Source organism: Halarcobacter ebronensis (genome assembly GCF_013201825.1).
GTDB classification, from domain to species: Bacteria; Campylobacterota; Campylobacteria; order Campylobacterales; family Arcobacteraceae; genus Halarcobacter; species Halarcobacter ebronensis.
The window spans coordinates 1,690,423-1,706,286 of record NZ_CP053836.1; the positions used below are offsets into that span (position 1 = coordinate 1,690,423).

18 protein-coding genes are annotated in these 15,864 nt (G+C 28.9%); 10 read left to right on the plus strand and 8 right to left on the minus strand.

Annotated elements, in window-relative coordinates; translation table 11 throughout:
• Window positions 1-6: 6 nt before the first annotated feature.
• From AEBR_RS08345 to AEBR_RS15560, 4 genes are read right to left on the minus strand one after another with little or no spacing between them, the layout of a single operon-like run.
• The gene (locus tag AEBR_RS08345; RefSeq protein WP_129087966.1) at window positions 7-675 is read right to left on the minus strand and encodes a precorrin-2 C(20)-methyltransferase; all 669 of its coding nucleotides are present in this window, start codon (window positions 673-675) and stop codon (window positions 7-9) included.
• Window positions 676-683: 8 nt separating this feature from the next.
• Window positions 684-1,526, minus strand: coding sequence for a sirohydrochlorin cobaltochelatase (locus tag AEBR_RS08350; protein ID WP_129087965.1), 843 nt, complete (start codon window positions 1,524-1,526; stop codon window positions 684-686).
• Window positions 1,526-2,206, minus strand: coding sequence for an energy-coupling factor ABC transporter permease (locus AEBR_RS08355; protein ID WP_129087964.1), 681 nt, complete (start codon window positions 2,204-2,206; stop codon window positions 1,526-1,528). Before AEBR_RS08355 ends, AEBR_RS08350 begins: the two co-directional genes overlap by 1 nt.
• A gap of 57 nt (window positions 2,207-2,263) precedes the next feature.
• Window positions 2,264-2,386, minus strand: a complete 123-nt coding sequence (locus tag AEBR_RS15560; protein WP_272953308.1) for a hypothetical protein — start codon at window positions 2,384-2,386, stop codon at window positions 2,264-2,266.
• A gap of 105 nt (window positions 2,387-2,491) precedes the next feature.
• On the opposite strand from AEBR_RS15560, the gene AEBR_RS08360 reads away from it, so the two are divergent.
• The 10 genes from AEBR_RS08360 to cbiB are packed head-to-tail and all read left to right on the plus strand — an operon-like array spanning window position 2,492 to window position 11,588.
• Entirely contained in the window at window positions 2,492-3,760 is a 1,269-nt protein-coding gene (locus tag AEBR_RS08360; protein ID WP_129087962.1) for a cobyrinic acid a,c-diamide synthase CobB, read from the plus strand.
• Window positions 3,750-4,460, plus strand: coding sequence for a precorrin-8X methylmutase (locus AEBR_RS08365; RefSeq protein ID WP_129087961.1), 711 nt, complete (start codon window positions 3,750-3,752; stop codon window positions 4,458-4,460). Before AEBR_RS08360 ends, AEBR_RS08365 begins: the two co-directional genes overlap by 11 nt.
• Window positions 4,438-4,917, plus strand: coding sequence for a (2Fe-2S) ferredoxin domain-containing protein (locus AEBR_RS08370; RefSeq protein WP_129087960.1), 480 nt, complete (start codon window positions 4,438-4,440; stop codon window positions 4,915-4,917). Before AEBR_RS08365 ends, AEBR_RS08370 begins: the two co-directional genes overlap by 23 nt.
• A complete protein-coding gene (gene cbiD / locus AEBR_RS08375) occupies window positions 4,917-5,939 on the plus strand; it encodes a cobalt-precorrin-5B (C(1))-methyltransferase CbiD (protein WP_129087959.1) in 1,023 nt (340 codons plus the stop codon). Before AEBR_RS08370 ends, cbiD begins: the two co-directional genes overlap by 1 nt.
• Window positions 5,933-7,129, plus strand: coding sequence for a precorrin-6Y C5,15-methyltransferase (decarboxylating) subunit CbiT (cbiT, locus tag AEBR_RS08380; RefSeq protein ID WP_129087958.1), 1,197 nt, complete (start codon window positions 5,933-5,935; stop codon window positions 7,127-7,129). Before cbiD ends, cbiT begins: the two co-directional genes overlap by 7 nt.
• Window positions 7,129-7,878 (plus strand): cobalt-precorrin-4/precorrin-4 C(11)-methyltransferase, encoded by a 750-nt coding sequence (locus tag AEBR_RS08385; protein ID WP_129087957.1) that lies wholly within the window; start codon window positions 7,129-7,131, stop codon window positions 7,876-7,878. Before cbiT ends, AEBR_RS08385 begins: the two co-directional genes overlap by 1 nt.
• Window positions 7,875-8,894 (plus strand): cobalt-precorrin 5A hydrolase, encoded by a 1,020-nt coding sequence (locus AEBR_RS08390; RefSeq protein ID WP_129087956.1) that lies wholly within the window; start codon window positions 7,875-7,877, stop codon window positions 8,892-8,894. Before AEBR_RS08385 ends, AEBR_RS08390 begins: the two co-directional genes overlap by 4 nt.
• Before the next feature lie 4 nt (window positions 8,895-8,898).
• Window positions 8,899-9,684 (plus strand): precorrin-3B C(17)-methyltransferase, encoded by a 786-nt coding sequence (locus tag AEBR_RS08395; RefSeq protein ID WP_129087955.1) that lies wholly within the window; start codon window positions 8,899-8,901, stop codon window positions 9,682-9,684.
• A gap of 3 nt (window positions 9,685-9,687) precedes the next feature.
• Window positions 9,688-10,698 carry an aminotransferase class I/II-fold pyridoxal phosphate-dependent enzyme gene (locus AEBR_RS08400; protein WP_129087954.1) on the plus strand — a complete coding sequence of 337 codons (1,011 nt, stop codon included), beginning with the start codon at window positions 9,688-9,690 and terminating at the stop codon, window positions 10,696-10,698.
• 2 nt (window positions 10,699-10,700) lie between these two features.
• Entirely contained in the window at window positions 10,701-11,588 is an 888-nt protein-coding gene (cbiB, locus tag AEBR_RS08405; protein ID WP_129087953.1) for an adenosylcobinamide-phosphate synthase CbiB, read from the plus strand.
• On the opposite strand, the gene AEBR_RS08410 is transcribed toward cbiB, so the two are convergent.
• Genes AEBR_RS08410 through AEBR_RS08425 form a run of 4 tightly spaced genes read right to left on the minus strand, consistent with a single transcriptional unit; the run spans window position 11,559 to window position 15,860 of the window.
• Window positions 11,559-12,521, minus strand: a complete 963-nt coding sequence (locus AEBR_RS08410) for a FecCD family ABC transporter permease (RefSeq protein WP_129087952.1) — start codon at window positions 12,519-12,521, stop codon at window positions 11,559-11,561. The two genes, cbiB and AEBR_RS08410, sit on opposite strands and share 30 nt — an antisense overlap.
• Window positions 12,518-13,216, minus strand: coding sequence for an ABC transporter ATP-binding protein (locus tag AEBR_RS08415; protein WP_129087951.1), 699 nt, complete (start codon window positions 13,214-13,216; stop codon window positions 12,518-12,520). The genes AEBR_RS08410 and AEBR_RS08415 overlap by 4 nt, the downstream gene beginning before the upstream one ends.
• The gene (locus tag AEBR_RS08420) at window positions 13,200-14,024 is read right to left on the minus strand and encodes an ABC transporter substrate-binding protein (protein ID WP_129087950.1); all 825 of its coding nucleotides are present in this window, start codon (window positions 14,022-14,024) and stop codon (window positions 13,200-13,202) included. The genes AEBR_RS08415 and AEBR_RS08420 overlap by 17 nt, the downstream gene beginning before the upstream one ends.
• Entirely contained in the window at window positions 14,025-15,860 is a 1,836-nt protein-coding gene (locus AEBR_RS08425) for a TonB-dependent receptor plug domain-containing protein (RefSeq protein ID WP_129087949.1), read from the minus strand.
• Between the last annotated feature and the right edge of the window lie 4 nt (window positions 15,861-15,864).

Genomic DNA, 15,864 nt, shown 5'->3' on the forward strand with positions numbered 1-15,864 from the left:
CCTTTTCTATTTTGGTTCATAAAAATCTATAAAAAGAGTCATATATTTATCTACACTCTTCTTTTTATAATCCAACACCTGTTCCCCTTGGAAATTTAAATTTTCAAAGGTATAAATTGAGTTTTTTTCTTTTACTTTTTCTGTATTCATACCAATTTTTGGTCTCATATAAACAGTTGTAAAAGGTACTTTACTTTTATGTAGAGGTCTTATTAAAAAACTACTATCTCCAACACATAAAGGCTTTTTAACTTTTGCAGAAGCACTTGAAAAAGAGGTTACTCCAGGAATCACCTCACACTTTTCATAAACTTCATTTTTTTGCTCTTTTATTATATCAAGCAGATAATAAACTGTACTATAAACAGCACTATCTCCTAAAGTAACAAAAGAGAGTTTTTCATAAGATTCAAAAGAGTCTAAAATAGTATCAACTTGTCTTTGCCAATCCTCTTGTTTAAACTTCATTGGCGTATACATAGGAATTATTGGTTTATCAAAACCAAACTCTTCCATAAGCTCTTTTACAATTTTATAAGTCATAGATTTTTCAAAACTATTATTTGTACTCTTTGTCGGAATACATATAGCATCTGAATCTTTTAATGCTTTTAGTGCCTTTATGGTAATTAGTTCATGATCCCCAGGGCCTAGTGAAACCATATATAATTTCATCTACTCTCCTAATAGGTCATAGTCTTATGACTAATACCAAGCATTTTAAAAGATTCTTTAATATTATTTATAATAATCTCACTAGTTTTTGGAAACTCTAAAAGATTAAAGTTCTCACCTTGTGTTATAGATTCTACAATTGAAGATTCAAAACAATCTTCTAAATCCTCTTTTATTTCAAACATATCTTTTATGTAATGATTTCCACTAACTAATAGTAAAGGAACAACTTGAACTTTTTTATAACCTTTAGCTTTTATCTCTCTTTTTATTGAGTCATTAATAGCAAAATATGGGAAAGCACCCTCTAAAGAGCATGAAAAGTTTCTCGCATCTAAAGTTTTTAAAAGCTCTTTTGTATAAGAGATTGACTCTATCCCTATAGTATTTAGTTTGGGCGTTCCATGTATAATATATAAATTTGCAGTATCTTCTTTACTAACTTTTTCATTTAACTCTTTTAAATATTCCGTTGTATCTTTTGCAGTAGTTAAAATGGCATTTGTAATACCAATATTAGCCAATGAAAAAATTTTGAAACCATCTACAATTTTTTTTAAAAACTCATGTTCATCAGTGGGATAGATATTTACAGAAACAACCACCACATGTTTAAAACCTAACATATCGACATCAGCTAAAGTTTGAGGAAGATTTTTATAAATCTCTTTTTTCTTTTTCTTTAAAAGTTTTATTACCATTCTTGAAGAAAAAGAGGTAAATACCTCACAATCGGGATACTCCTCTTTTACTTTTTCTTCTAAATCAAGATATTTTTGTTGTTCAATTACTGAACCAAAACAAGCAAGAACAATAGCTCTTTTTCTATTATAGTGTCTATATCTTTTCATTATTTTGCGCTATTATAAAGTCTAGCTTCCACATATGAACTTGATTTTAAACTATTTAAGGTTTTTGCTCCTGCAAGTACAGCTAAATCAATGAAAGGTTCAAGTATTACTACACTCATATATGCAACACCAAAACTAAATACCTCACTCAAATTTTCTGTACCAAAACCTTGACCATATAGTGCCCAAAAAGCAACCCAAGTTACAATTCCACCTTGATACATTAAAGATAGTTTTAAAGCAGCAACATATTTAATATCTTTATAAGCAATATCTTTTGGAATAATCTTTGAAGCAACATAAGACATTGCAAAAAGTGGCATTAAAAGAGTAGTTACATTAATTCCATATTGAGGTAAATCAAAAGGGGCAAAAAATAGACCTTGAATCAATAACCCAAGAGCCAATCCAAAAGCAGCTGAAGAAGCACCAAAAATTAAAAACAGTGTAGTTCCCAAAATCAAATGAACTTCTGAAACTCCAACAGGATGATGAGGTAAAACTTCAAAAAAGAAAAATACTAAAATTGTTGAGATTAGAGTTTTTACAGCAAATGGTAAAACACCAGAATCTTTAATATTTTCATATGCCAACTTTGCAGCAACAGAGAATGAAACTGCAGCAGTTCCATAACTTAAAACCATTTTTGCGCCTTGCACAACACCAGCTTCTATATGCATGGTAGTCCTTTATAGTATGATATATTTATAAATAAATATTTGTGTGTAAAATGTTGATTATTTTGTTAAAAAAATTGAAGTTTCTAAAATAAAAGGGGGATCTAAAGAGTTTATTTCATTTTCATAAGCTCTTTTGTGGTATAAATTGTTGTTGATTTCTACATTACATAATTTATTCATTGTCGAATACATTGCAATTATTGACAATTTAAAGTAACGTTTGTTATACCCTCGAAGATTTCTCATAGCAAAATTTTAGCTAAAGAAAATTATAAAGAGGTAAAAGTGAAAGCAATTTTAATATCTTCTATTGCATCAAATCAAGGTAAAACACTATTTACAACCGCATTATTAAATCACTATAAAACTAGTGTAAGACCTTTTAAAATAGGTCCAGATTTTATAGACCCCCAATTTCATCATGCAATTTGTAATACAAACTCAATAAACTTAGACTCTTTTATAATGAATAAAAATCAAGTTAAATGGATATTTGATAACTACTCTGACAAAGATATCTCTATTTTAGAGGGAGTAATGGGCTTTTATGATGGGATGGACAAAGGGTGCTCTTCTTATGATATTGGAAAACTTTTAAATATACCTTCAATTTTACTTCTTGATGCAAGTGGTTCTTATATAACTATTAGTGCAGTATTAAAAGGTCTTAAAACCTATAGAGATGATAATACAATAAAAGCAGTTGTATTAAACAAAGTCTCTTCAAATATGCACTTTGAACTTATTAAAAACCAAATTTTAAAAGATTTTGATGACATTGAAGTTTTAGGTTGGATAAAAAAAGATTTAAAAAGCTTAGAACATACCCATTTAGGACTTGATTTAGCACAAAAAAATGATAAAGAATTAAAAGATTTAACTATAGAAGTTTTAGAAAATATTGATTTAGAAAGACTTGAAAAGCTTGCAAACTATAAGAGAGAGAATATAAATGAATATCCCTTTTCGGATTTTAAAAAAGTAGATAAAAAAGTCTCTATTGTTTATGATGAAAATTTCTCTTTTTTATATTATGATAATTTAGTTTTTCTAAAAGAGCTGTTTTCAAAAGTAGAACTTGTAAACCCTACAAAAGATGAAACAATTTCAAATGATACCCATTTGGTTTTAATTCCTGGCGGATACGTGGAGACAGAGAAGAGTTATAACAAAATAAAAGATTCAAACAATTTTAAAAACTCTTTAATAAACCACGCAAATAAAAATAAACATATATATGCAGAGTGTGCCGGACTTTTATATTTAGCCAAATGTGTTGATGATAAAAAAATGAGTGGAATTTTGGATGTTGAATTTACTCTTACACCAAAAAGAGTAAGACTTGGCTACTACTATAGCCAAACAGGACTAAAAGGTCATGCCTTTCACTATACAAAACCACTTGATACAAAAAATGCAATTGATATATTAAGTAAAAAAGAGAACTCAAAAGGAGAGTTAGGAGCTTGGAGAAAAAACAATGTCTATGGAACTTATTTACATACAATGTTTAGAAATAATATAAAAATATTAAAGGATTACTTTGGAATTTAAAATAGAACAACCACCAATAAATATTGGTGCAGATATCTCAAATAGATCTTTTGAAATCATTAATGATGAGTTAAAAGAGTATGAAAAAATAAAAGAGTTTGATGAAGAACAAAAAGAGGTAATAACTAGACTGATTCATACAACAACTTGTTTTGATGAGGTATTAAACAATATCTACTTTTCAAAAGATGCCATTAAAAAAGTACAAAACCTACTTTTAAACAAAGCAAAAATTATTGTTGATGTAAATATGATAAAAGTTGGACTTAGCGATTTTTATCTAAAAAAATATGACAATGAAGTAGTTTGTTATATAAATGAACCCTTTACTTATGAGATGGCTGATAAAAATAAAACTACAAGAAGCTATGCAGCAGTTGTTGAAGCAATAAAAAGGCACAAAGATGAACCTTTGGTTTTAGCTTGTGGAAATGCACCAACGTTTATTTATGCGGCAATAAACACGTTGCTTGAGCAAAAAGTAAATTTAAACAATGTTGCACTTTTACTTTTTCCTGTTGGTTTTGTAAATGTGATTGAATCAAAAGCCTATGGAAAAAGATTTTGCAATAGCTTTGATGTTGCAGGAGTTATTATGGAGGGAAGATTCGGAAGTTCAACTATGGCTGTTGCAACACTTCATGCTATTTATAAACTAATCAAAGATTATGATAAAGATGAGAAATATAATGGAAGATAAAAAAGAGAAACTCTACAACACAATGGGAAGTGAAATTGCAGATGGTTTTACTTGCAAACCAAAAAACTTTGATGCAAACAAACCAATTATGCACCTAAAAACACAACTTTTTATATGTACAGATGAGAGATGTGGAAAAGCACACAAAGATAAAGATATAGCTGCAACACTAAGAGAGCTTATAAAAGAGGTAAACCTTTCAAAGGGTGAAGATAGAATCAAAGTTGTAAGAACAGGCTGTTTTGGAGCTTGCAGATTTAGAAGTGTTGCAAATATTTATGAAAATACAAAAGTTAACGGAAATCTAAATAACAATGGAATTTGGCTTAAAAACATCCATCAATACGACAAAGAGAAATGGAAAAGACTATTTATAGCTTTAAAAGAGAATAGAAGTATTGATGAACTTGAAGAGTTCAAACAAGTACCAATGAGTGACCCAAGTTTTTATAAATAATGGAACAAAAAATATTAAGAAAAGGCTACACAACAGGAGCTCACACCTTTGCATCTTTTAGATCTGCTTTAGACACTCTTTTGGCTACAAATGAAGCTTGTATTACTAAAACAGAAAAAATAGATAATGATGATTTAGATGTTACAAAAGGTTGTGAGATAATTGTTGCTTTAGACTTTTGCCAAAAAGAGTTTCAACTAAACCCAACTTCTCAAAAACCACACTATTTTGAGTACCAAACAAATAGTTTAGAGATTTTTGCTGGTTTAGGAGTGGGAGTTGTAACCAAAAGAGGTTTAAAAATTGCTCCGCCCTATCCTGCTATAAATCCAGCTCCATTAAATGCAATAAATGAGTATTTTAAGATAAGAACTAAAGAAAAACAAAACTTACATCTAAAATGTTGTGTAAGTGTTACAGATGGAGAAAATATTGCAAAACAGACTGCAAATTCAAAAGTTGGTGTATTAGGTGGTATTTCTATACTTGGAACAACAGGAATAGTTAAACCTATCTCAAGTTCAGCATATATTGATTCAGTTAAAATAGAGATAGAGTTTGCCATACAAAATGAGTATGAAACTATCTACTTTACCCTTGGAAACTCTGCTTTTCAAGTTGCATGTTCAAAAGCCTCTTCTGAAGCAGTTATTGAAATAGGTAACTTTGTTTATGACTCAATTGAACTTGCAACAAAACTAAAAGCAAAAGAGGTAATCTTTTTATGTGGGATAGGAAAAATGACAAAGGTTTACCAAGGTTTTAAAAATACCCATAATAGATTTGGAGTAATAGATTTTAAAAAACTTCAAGAGGATATAGAAGAAAATCTTGGTTACAAAGTTGATATTGAGGAAACCTTAACAGTAAAAGGAATCTCGCAGGAGCTTGAAAAAGTTGGATTATTGGAAGATTTTTATAAAATGATTGCAATAAAAGCAAACAAACAGATAAAACAGTGGTTTGAAACTTCAAATGTTAAAGCCATAATATTAGAACAAAAAGAGGTTTTAGGATGGTAACAATAGCTGGAAATGGAATGGGAGATTACAACTTTTCAAATCTTGATTTTGATATTTCAAAATTTGATAAAATCATTTGTGACCCAAACTTTCTCACAGAGAGTGCAGAGCACAAGAAAGAAGAAACTAAAAATATATTAAAACTAAAATATAAAGAGGCAAAAGAGTATCTTTTAGAAAACTATGAGAAAGAGGAGATTTTGTATGTGGTAACAGGTTCTCCACTATTTTTTAGTGCAGGAACTATTATTGCAAAAAACTTGCCAAAGAGTAGTGTAAAAATCATAAATAATACCTCTTCAAAAAACTATCTGCTTGAAAGAGTATTTATCTCTGAGCTTGAAGTTGATTGTGTCTCTTTACATGGAAGAATTGAACTTGATTTAAAAAACTTTTTACAAAATAGATACACTTTTGTACTTTGTGATAAAGAGAGTATAAAAAGATTAAAAGAGAAACTTTTTTATTTTGAAAGTAGTGATATTACTACAACCCTTGGATATAAATTAGGTTTTATTGATGAAAGAATAGAAGAGATTGATTTATTAAACTTTGATGAAAATAGTATTGATATTACAGCGCCTTATGTTTTACTTATAAAAAGGAATTTTGAAAATAGTAGTACCATAAGTGAAGATTGTGAATTTGAAACTGAGAGAGGAATGATTACTAAAAAGTATAAACGAGCTCTTTCTTTACAAAATCTTGATTTGGAGCCAAATCAGCTTTTATGGGATATTGGTGCTGGAAGTGGAAGTTGTGCCATTGAAGCATATAAAAGATACAAAGTAAAAACAACACTTTTTGAAAAAAATGAGACAAGAGTTGAGTTTATAAAAGAGAATCTAAAAAAACATCATGTGGTAGAAACTAAACTTTTTGTAGGAGAAGCACAAGAGTTTTTTGATAAACTACAAGAGATTCCACAAAGGATTTTTTTGGGTGGTGGAGGAGTTGAAGTTATAAAACAACTACCTAAGCTATATAAAAAGTTGGATAATAGAGGAATAATACTAATAAATGCCATAACTTTAAAACATCTAAACTTGATGTTAACAGTTTTAAATGAGGCAAAAATTGAGTATGAAATTCACTCTATTTCTCTTACCACATATAAAGGTAAACTAGATTTAGTAGAGCCAGAAAGGCAACTATTTCAAATAAAAATTTATAAAATAGAGGAAGAGTAATGGTATATTTTATAGGTGCTGGATGTGGAGATCCAGATTTAGTAACAGTTAAAGCTCAAAAAATACTTCAAAAAGCTGATGCAGTTTTATATACAGGTTCACTAGTTCCAAAAGAGGTATTATCTTGGTGCAAAAAAGATGCAATAATAGAAGATTCTCAAGAGATGAGATACCCTGAAATATTTGATTTTCTAAAAAAACATAAGAATAAAATTATTGCCAGAGTTCACACAGGAGATCCCTCTTTATACTCAACAATAGCAAAACAGATAGATTTTTTGCAAAAAGAGAAGATTAACTATAAGGTAATTCCAGGAATTACAGCCGCTTTTGGAGCTGCTGCTAGTTTAGGAATAGAATACACAATTCCAGGAGTGTCTCAAACAATTATCCTTTCAAGATTGGAAGGAAGAACTCCAAATCCTGAAAAACTTGAAAATCTACTTGCTTGCAGACACTCTTCTTTTGTTTTTTATTTATCAATACAACTTCTAAAAAATCTTAAAAGAAAAGCTTTAGAGATGAGTTATAGTCCAGATACTCCTTGTTGGGTTGTGGAAAAAGCAACTTGGATGGAAGAGGAGATATATAAAGGAACAATCTCTACAATTGAAGAGCAAGTTCAACATATTAAAGGTGTGGCACTTATTCTTTTTGGTGATTTTCTTCATCAAGATGAAAAAGAGGAGTCTCACTTATATGTAAGTCCTTTGGTAAAAGAGCTAGAGAGGTTAAAAAAACAAAAATGAGCAGTAGATTAAATATTGCAATAGTATCAATAAATCAACCAAGTCTAGACTCTGCTTCTAAACTTTTGGAGTATTTAACTGACTTTAATGTGGATATATATGGGAAAGAGGATTTAAAACACAATCTAAAAAAATTTCAAAGCTATGAAAAAATTGATACAGTATTAGAAAATGGCTGGAAAAGATATGATGCTATCATTTGTATTCTTGCAATGGGAATTGTTGTAAGAAAAATTGCTCCTTTGTTAAAAAGTAAAGCAAGTGATCCAGCAATTATAGTAATGAGTATGGATTTGTTAAAAATTGTACCCCTTTTAAGTGGTCATATTGGTGGAGCAAATGAGTTAAGTGATTTAATAGCTTCAAGAATAGAAGGATGTCTAAACTTTATTTCAACTGCAACAGATCAGACAAAAACCTTTGCTTTTGATATGTTTGCGAAGAGAAACAATCTAGAGATAGAAAACCTAAAGTGTTTGGCAAAAATCTCAAACTCTTTATTAAATAAAAAAGAGATAGAAGTTAAAACTTATGAAAATATTTTTAAAACAATACCTAATAAAACAAATCTAAAAAGAGTAGAGGAACAAAGTTCTGAACTATGCGTAAATATAACTCCATTTAAAGATGAAAATTTAACTTTAAAACCTAAAGTATATTTAGGACTTGGTTGTAATAGAGATACAAGTTTAAAAGAGATAGAAGAGGCTTTTTTTCTATTTTTAGATAAAAACAACTTAAAAAAAGAGCAGATAGAAAATATAGCTTCATTTGAAGCAAAGAGTGATGAAAAAGGACTATTAGAGTTTGCTTTAAAATACAATTTTGATATTAAATTTTTTAAAGAAGAGCAGATAAACTCACTTGAAAGAGAGTTTTCCCCTTCTCAAGCTACAAAGTTTTTTAATCTAAAAGGAGTAGCTGAACCCTCAGCTATTTTAGTATCAAAATATAGAGAATTAATCCTCAAAAAAGAGGTATATAACAAAAAAATTACAATTGCAGGAGCAGTATAAAAAAATGGCGAATAGATTATATATAGTTAGTTCAGGTGCAGGAGGAACATCATACATCACACCAGAAGCAAAAAAAGCGTTAAAAGAGTGTGAGGTTGTAGTTTCATATAGTAAATATGCAAAAGAGCTAAAAGAGTTAATAGAAGGCAAAGAGATATATACTTCAGGGATGACTCACGAAATAGAGAGATGTAACCAAGCAATTGAGTATGCTAAGCAAGGGAAAACCACTTGTATCGTATCAAATGGCGATGCAAATGTATATGGAATGGCAACACTAATAGTTGAAATTATTGATGAAAAAGAGTTATGGGATGAGATTGAACTTATTTCACTTCCTGGAGTTACCTCATTTTTAGCAGCAGCAAGTAAAGTTGGAGCACCTATTTCACAAGATTTTTCTATTATTTCCCTATCTGATAGACTTACAGATATAAATCTAATAGACAAAAGAGTAAAAGCAGCTCTTGCTTGTGACTTTATTCTAGGAATTTATAACCCAAAATCTAAAAAAAGAGTTCTTCCTTACCAAAACTTTTTAAAAGCTTTAGAAGATGGATATCAAGATAGAATTGCAATCATTGCTTCAAATGTGGGAAGAGAGGAAAAAGAGAAAATCACCATAACAACAGCAAAAGATTTGATAACTCAAGATATAAATCATGAAGCAGTATCTATGTCAACGCTTATAATTATTTGTAACTCAAATACAAGATTAACAAAAAATGGCAAAGTCTTAACACCAAGGGGATATTTAAACAAATATGAACTTTCTGGAGAGTTAAAATAACTAATGAAAGAGTTTCAACATGGTGGAGATATAGACTCTTTTGTAAAAGAGTTAAAGTGTAAAAAGGAAGAGATTATAGATCTCTCTTCAAATATCAACTTTTTAAAACCAAAACTAAATATTGATTTTAACAAAGTTGATATAAGTTTTTATGCTAATTATGAAAAGCTTTATAAAACAGTTGCAAAGCACTACAAAGTTAAAAAGTCAAATTTAGAGCTTTTTAACGGTGCTAGTAGAGCTATTTTCTCTTTATTTGACTCATTGGGTCTAAAAGAGTGTTTTATCTACTCTCCTGCTTATTTGGAGTATAAAAAGGCAGCAAAACTTTTTGGATATAAAATAAATCTAATTAATAGATTTGAAAATCTAAAAAAAGAGATTAAAAAAGGCTCTTTGGTTATCTTTGCAAATCCTTCAACACCTGAGGGAACATTCTATAAACTAGAAGAGTTATTTCAAGTGTGGGCAAAAAATGAGTGCACAATTTTAATCGATGAGAGTTTTTTAGAGTTTACAAAAGAGAGCTCTGCAATAAGATTTTTAAAAGAGTATAAGAAACTTTATATTCTAAAATCAATGACAAAGTTTTACTCTTGCGCAGGAGTTAGAGTTGGAACAATTATCTCAGATAAAAAAAATATAAAACAGTTAAAAGAGAAAGAGCCAAAATGGAAACTCTCAACTTTTGATATGAACTATATTATTGAAGCTTTAAAAGATAAAACTTTTGTTTCTAATAGCTTAGAACAAAATAGTAAAAATAAAGAGCTTCTAAAAAGCATTTTAAATAACTATTCTTTCATTGAAAAAGTTTATGAAAGTGATGCAAATTTTCTTCTTTTGAAGCTAAAAAATATTGATGCAAAAACTATGCAAAAACATCTAAAAAAATACAAAATTATGATTCGTGATTGCTCCAACTTTGATTTTCTAGATTCAACTTTTGTAAGAGTTGCCATCAAAGACAAAAGTTCAATTTTAAAGCTAAAAAAAGCTTTGGATAGGATCTGATTTTGTATTTTTCTACTGCACTTATTGCTTACATTATTGACTACTTTTTTGCAGAATTTGAGAAAATCAAGTTCTTAAAACACCCTATAATTTTTATAGGAGATTATATAAAATGGTTTGAAAAGAGATTCTATTTGGATAATATTTATAGAGGGTTTATCCTTACACTAAGTTTGTTGTGTATAGTCTTTAGTATCACCTACATCTTTACACTTGTTGATAATGTTCTTTTTCAAGGATTTCTATGTTCTTTTGCAATTTCATCTAAAATGCTCTATGAAAGTGTAAAAAATGTTATAAACTCTTCAAATCCAAAATATGCAATTTCAATGCTTGTTAGCAGGGATACAAAAGAGATGAAACAGAGTGAAATAAACAAAGCAGCAATTGAGACTTATGCAGAAAATTTAAGTGATGGAGTGATAGCTCCACTTTTTTATATGATCTGTTTTGGTCTTGTTGGAGCCTTTATTTACAAAGCAATAAATACACTTGATTCTATGGTTGGATATAGAAATGAAAAGTATGAAAACTTTGGAAAAGTATCCGCAAGACTTGATGATATTGCAAACTATATTCCAGCTAGAATTACGGCACTTTTGATAGCCCTACTTTTTCTATCAAAAAAGGCTTTTTTAAACTTTAATAAATATGGGAAAAAACATGAAAGTTTAAATGCTGGACTTCCAATCTCTGCCATAGCTTTGGCTTTAGATTTAAAACTTGGAGGGCCAACTTCTTATTTTGGAAAAATAAAAGATAAACCCTACTTTGGAGAGGGAAAAGAAGAGATAACAAAAGAGGATGTAAAAAAAGCTTTAAATATAAAAATACGAATAGATATTTTTATACTATTTTTTCTATCTCTTTTTACTATTTTTTCTTATTAAAAGATATATAAAAAATGGTGCTCCAATAAATGAAGTTACTACTCCAATTGGCATAGTTGAAGCAGTATTTAGATTTCTTGCAATTAAGTCTGAAAGAACCAAAAAAACTCCCCCATAAAAAAATACAGGGAAAATAAGTTTGTGGGAACTCTTTTTATATATAAGTCTAATGGTATGAGGAATAATAAGACCTATAAATCCTATTGGACCTACAAAGCTAATACTAACTCCCACAGCTATTGAAACCACAACCAAAAGAGCTAGATTTACTCTATTTACATTTAAACCCTTTAAAAAAGCCATATCATTTGAGATTAAAAGTAGTTTTAACTCTTTTTTATAACTATTTACAAACAGATAAAAAAGTATTGCTACAAAAGAGATTATAAGTGGTATTTTAAAACCAACGATATCCAAACTTCCAAGGGTAAATCTTACTATTGTGTAGTTTTCTTGCAATGTACTTAAAAAGAAAACCAACATCAAAGCTGATGAATAAAAAAATGACAAAGCAATCCCAATAAGCAAAATAGCATTTGTTGAGGCTAACATTGAGTTTCTGTTTACTATTTTTGAGATTAGATATAAAACCATAATTGTAATAAAAGAACCAAAGATTCCTGAAATATAAAGGGCAAAGCCTGGTAAAAAAACAATAGATAAAGCTGTAAAAAGTGTAGTTCCACTAGCAATTCCTAAAGTATAAGGAGTAATTAGAATATTTTTAAAAAGAGTTTGAAAAATAAGCCCACTTAAACTTAATATACCTCCAATAAAAAAAGCCAAAATAATTCTAGAGACTCTTAAATCCCAAAAAATCATATAACTACTTGAACTGTTATCAAAAATATCACTAAATACAATACTATTTTCTCCAATAAAAGGTGCACAAAGCACAAGTAAAAGAGCCAAGATATATAGTATTATTTTCATAAATTTACCACCAAATGATCATTTACAATCTTTAAAGAGTTGTTATAAAACTTAGAGAGATTTTCACTTGAAAAAAACTCTTGCGAAGTTCCAAAAAACTCTATTTTTCCATTTTTTAAATAGAGAATTTTGTACTTTAAATGATATGCCAAATCAAGATTATGGGTAATAATAATCTTTTGTTTTAAATATGGCATTTTAAAAAGGGTATAAACCTCTTTTACCCTTGAGATATCCATATTTGCTGTTAGTTCATCAAAAATAGTTATTTTTGCATTGTGTATCATACTAGAAGCCAACAAAAGAAGCTGTTTTTCTCCACTACTTAACTCTTGACAAGATCTATGTTTTATCTCTTCAATTCCTATAAGTTTTATTACTTCATCTACTCTTTTTTTATCCACTTCACAAATAAAAGAGAGCTCTAACAACTCATAAACAGTAATATAGTCATCAAAAACCTCTAACTTAGGTGGAATATAGTTTATATACTCTGCTCTTCTTTTATCTTCCAATTTAGAGATATTTTTGCCCAAAAGTTCAACTCTATCACTTTTTACAAGATAAGATAAAACTTTGGCTAACGTAGATTTTCCCGCACCATTTTGACCAAGTATTATTAAATTTTCATCCTCTTTTAAATCAAAAGAGATATTTTGTAAAATATTACTTGAATAGTTATCTACTTTTAACATCTTCTAACACTTCTTTAAAATCTTCTATAAAATTTATTACTCTATTGCTTGGTATTCCTGCGTAATCTTTATCAATAACATAGATGTTATTATCTTTTGTGGCTCTAATAGGAAGATTTTCCCAAGGGGAAATCAACTGCTCTTTTTTTAAACCTAAAGAGCGCATAAAAGGAGCTAAAAGTATTACTATATCAGGATTCATTTTTATGATTTTCTCTACATTTACTACTGGTTGATTATTACTCTTTGAGCTATATGCATTGCTATTTCCAGAGTAATTTATAATATCATTAAAATATAGATTATTCCCTGAGATATAAATTGACCTATCAAGTTCTAATTTGGGACTTATTACTATCATGATTTTTCTATTTTCAACTATGTTTTTTATACTTTCCAAAGAGTTATTTATATCTAAAATCAGCTCTTCTGCCCTGCTCTCTTTTTTTAAAATTTTTCCAATACTTCTTATTGTGTTTTTTATTGAATTTAGATTATCTGTTCTAAAACTATGAAAATTTAAACCAAGTTTTTTTAGTTTGTCTAAAAGCTCTTCATCATAATCTTGCACAAGAACTAAAGAGGGTTTTGCCAAAACAATTTTTTCCAAAGATAAAGAGGCATAGCCTCCTACCTTTGGGATTTTTTTAGACTCTTTTGGATAATCACTATATAAAGTATTTGCAACAATATCTTCTCCACATCCTAGAGCAAAAACTATCTCATTTAAAGAAGGAGAGAGGGTAACTATTCTTGAAGAGGCAAAAATATTTGAAAAAATAAAGATTAAAAGAAGAGTTTTTTTCATCTAAAATGTTACCTTTATACCTGCGTATGCACTAAGTCCAGCTGTTGCATAACCGTTAACTGTTTGATAATTTGTACCAAACATATTATCAACTTTTAGATATAAAGATAGAGTTCTTGAAGCTTCATAATTAATAACACTGTTAACTATTCCATAATTTCCCGTTTGAATAGTTTTAGAACTGTTATCATATCTGTCTCCAATATATTCTGCATTTACATTAATATGAAATTTATCAAAACCATAATAATCAATACTAGCTTTATAAAGCTCTTTTGCTCTTCTTGCTAAATCATCTCCATCTTCATCTTTAGCACTTTGTAAAGTATAGTTAAAGCCTAAAAGAGTATCTTCTGTGAGTAGTTTTTTATAGGCAAACTCTATCCCTTTAAATTTTGACTTTCCATTTTGATTTAGATATCTTGAAGTTGCACTCTCCCAAGAGATTAAATCTTTTACTTTTGATTCAAAGTATGTAAAAGAGAACTCTTTATACTCAAACCCTATATCAAAACTCTGTGACTTTTCAGGTTGCAAATTACTATTTGCTGTTCCCCAAGGATTTAACTCTTGCATTATACTTGGAACATTATAAGCTGTTCCATAGTTTGTTTTAAATGCTAAATCCTTTGTAAAATTATACTTTGCTCCAATTTTCCCTGTAAGCTCATCATCAAAGTTATTATATGAGTCAAATCTTAGACTTTGAGTTAAAATAAATTTATCATTAAAACTATTTGTATTTGTAAGATAGATAAACTTTGATTTACTATCATCACTATTTTTTGAATTATCTGTTAAAAGATAATCAACTTCGCTTTTATTAGCACCAAATCCATATATCAAAAAATCTTTATTTAGATAACTGTAAGTATCACTAAGCTCTATATTTTGAGTTTTTCCTTCAAATTCTAAAACTGATTCACCCCAGATTGAGCCAGCTGTACCTATCTCATATCTTTTAAATTTTGAGAGTTCATATTTTAAATTTAAGTTATGGTTTTCTATTTTTTGAGAGTAATTTAGATTATACAAAGTCGTATCAACATCACTTTTCATATTTGTATCATTACCATTTGCTGTATCATACTGGGCAAAAGCATTAATATCTTTAATACCAAAAGAGATTTTTGAGTCATCATTTATATAATATGTTGTTCCAAAAGTAACAGTTCTATTTTCATAACCATCATTTTCATAGTTGTTTCTATTTTCACCTTTTGGAAGCATTGTAGTAAAACCATTTGACTCTATTTTGTTTGCTGTAAATTTCACATCAAATTTCTCACTGCCATAATATAAAGCTGTTCCAAATTTTCTTGTATCGTATGAGCCATATTCGCTATTTATAGTTCCACTAAATCCCTTTTTTGCTTTTTTTGTAATAATATTAATTACTCCAGCAGCTGCATCAGCACCCCAAATACCACTTTGTGCACCTTTTATTACTTCAATTCTTTCAATATCATTCATCATTAAATGTTGAATTGATGCTCCACTTGTATTTGAAGGATCTTTATAATTTATTCCATCAATTAATACTAAAACTCTATTTGAACCCATTCCTCTTAAATAAAGACTTGTAGTTGATCCTAAACCACCATTTGAAGTAAATGTCAAACCACTCACACTATTTAAAGCTTCTGCAACTGTAGTAAAATGTCTCTCTTCAAGCTCTTCCCTTGAAATAACTTCAACATTTGAAGTAATATCTTTGATTGATTGTTCTGATTTAGTAGCACTTACAACAGTAATTGTTCCAAGTTCTTCTGATAGTAGATTTGTTGCTAATAAAAGTGTAGCAACTACACTTGTAGTTATTTTTTTCTTTCCCATATAT

Bases quoted from the DNA above. Each gene is read 5' to 3' on its own strand.
- AEBR_RS08425 (WP_129087949.1), bottom strand. From the start codon at position 15,860: ATGGGAAAGAAAAAAATAACTACAAGTGTAGTTGCTACACTTTTATTA.
- AEBR_RS08370 (WP_129087960.1), top strand. From the start codon at position 4,438: ATGAGAAATATAATGGAAGATAAAAAAGAGAAACTCTACAACACAATG.
- AEBR_RS08345 (WP_129087966.1), bottom strand. From the start codon at position 675: ATGAAATTATATATGGTTTCACTAGGCCCTGGGGATCATGAACTAATT.
- AEBR_RS08385 (WP_129087957.1), top strand. From the start codon at position 7,129: ATGGTATATTTTATAGGTGCTGGATGTGGAGATCCAGATTTAGTAACA.
- AEBR_RS08415 (WP_129087951.1), bottom strand. From the start codon at position 13,216: ATGTTAAAAGTAGATAACTATTCAAGTAATATTTTACAAAATATCTCT.
- AEBR_RS08395 (WP_129087955.1), top strand. From the start codon at position 8,899: ATGGCGAATAGATTATATATAGTTAGTTCAGGTGCAGGAGGAACATCA.
- AEBR_RS15560 (WP_272953308.1), bottom strand. From the start codon at position 2,386: ATGAATAAATTATGTAATGTAGAAATCAACAACAATTTATACCACAAA.
- AEBR_RS08355 (WP_129087964.1), bottom strand. From the start codon at position 2,206: ATGCATATAGAAGCTGGTGTTGTGCAAGGCGCAAAAATGGTTTTAAGT.
- AEBR_RS08420 (WP_129087950.1), bottom strand. From the start codon at position 14,024: ATGAAAAAAACTCTTCTTTTAATCTTTATTTTTTCAAATATTTTTGCC.
- AEBR_RS08410 (WP_129087952.1), bottom strand. From the start codon at position 12,521: ATGAAAATAATACTATATATCTTGGCTCTTTTACTTGTGCTTTGTGCA.
- cbiD (WP_129087959.1), top strand. From the start codon at position 4,917: ATGGAACAAAAAATATTAAGAAAAGGCTACACAACAGGAGCTCACACC.
- AEBR_RS08400 (WP_129087954.1), top strand. From the start codon at position 9,688: ATGAAAGAGTTTCAACATGGTGGAGATATAGACTCTTTTGTAAAAGAG.
- AEBR_RS08390 (WP_129087956.1), top strand. From the start codon at position 7,875: ATGAGCAGTAGATTAAATATTGCAATAGTATCAATAAATCAACCAAGT.
- cbiT (WP_129087958.1), top strand. From the start codon at position 5,933: ATGGTAACAATAGCTGGAAATGGAATGGGAGATTACAACTTTTCAAAT.
- AEBR_RS08350 (WP_129087965.1), bottom strand. From the start codon at position 1,526: ATGAAAAGATATAGACACTATAATAGAAAAAGAGCTATTGTTCTTGCT.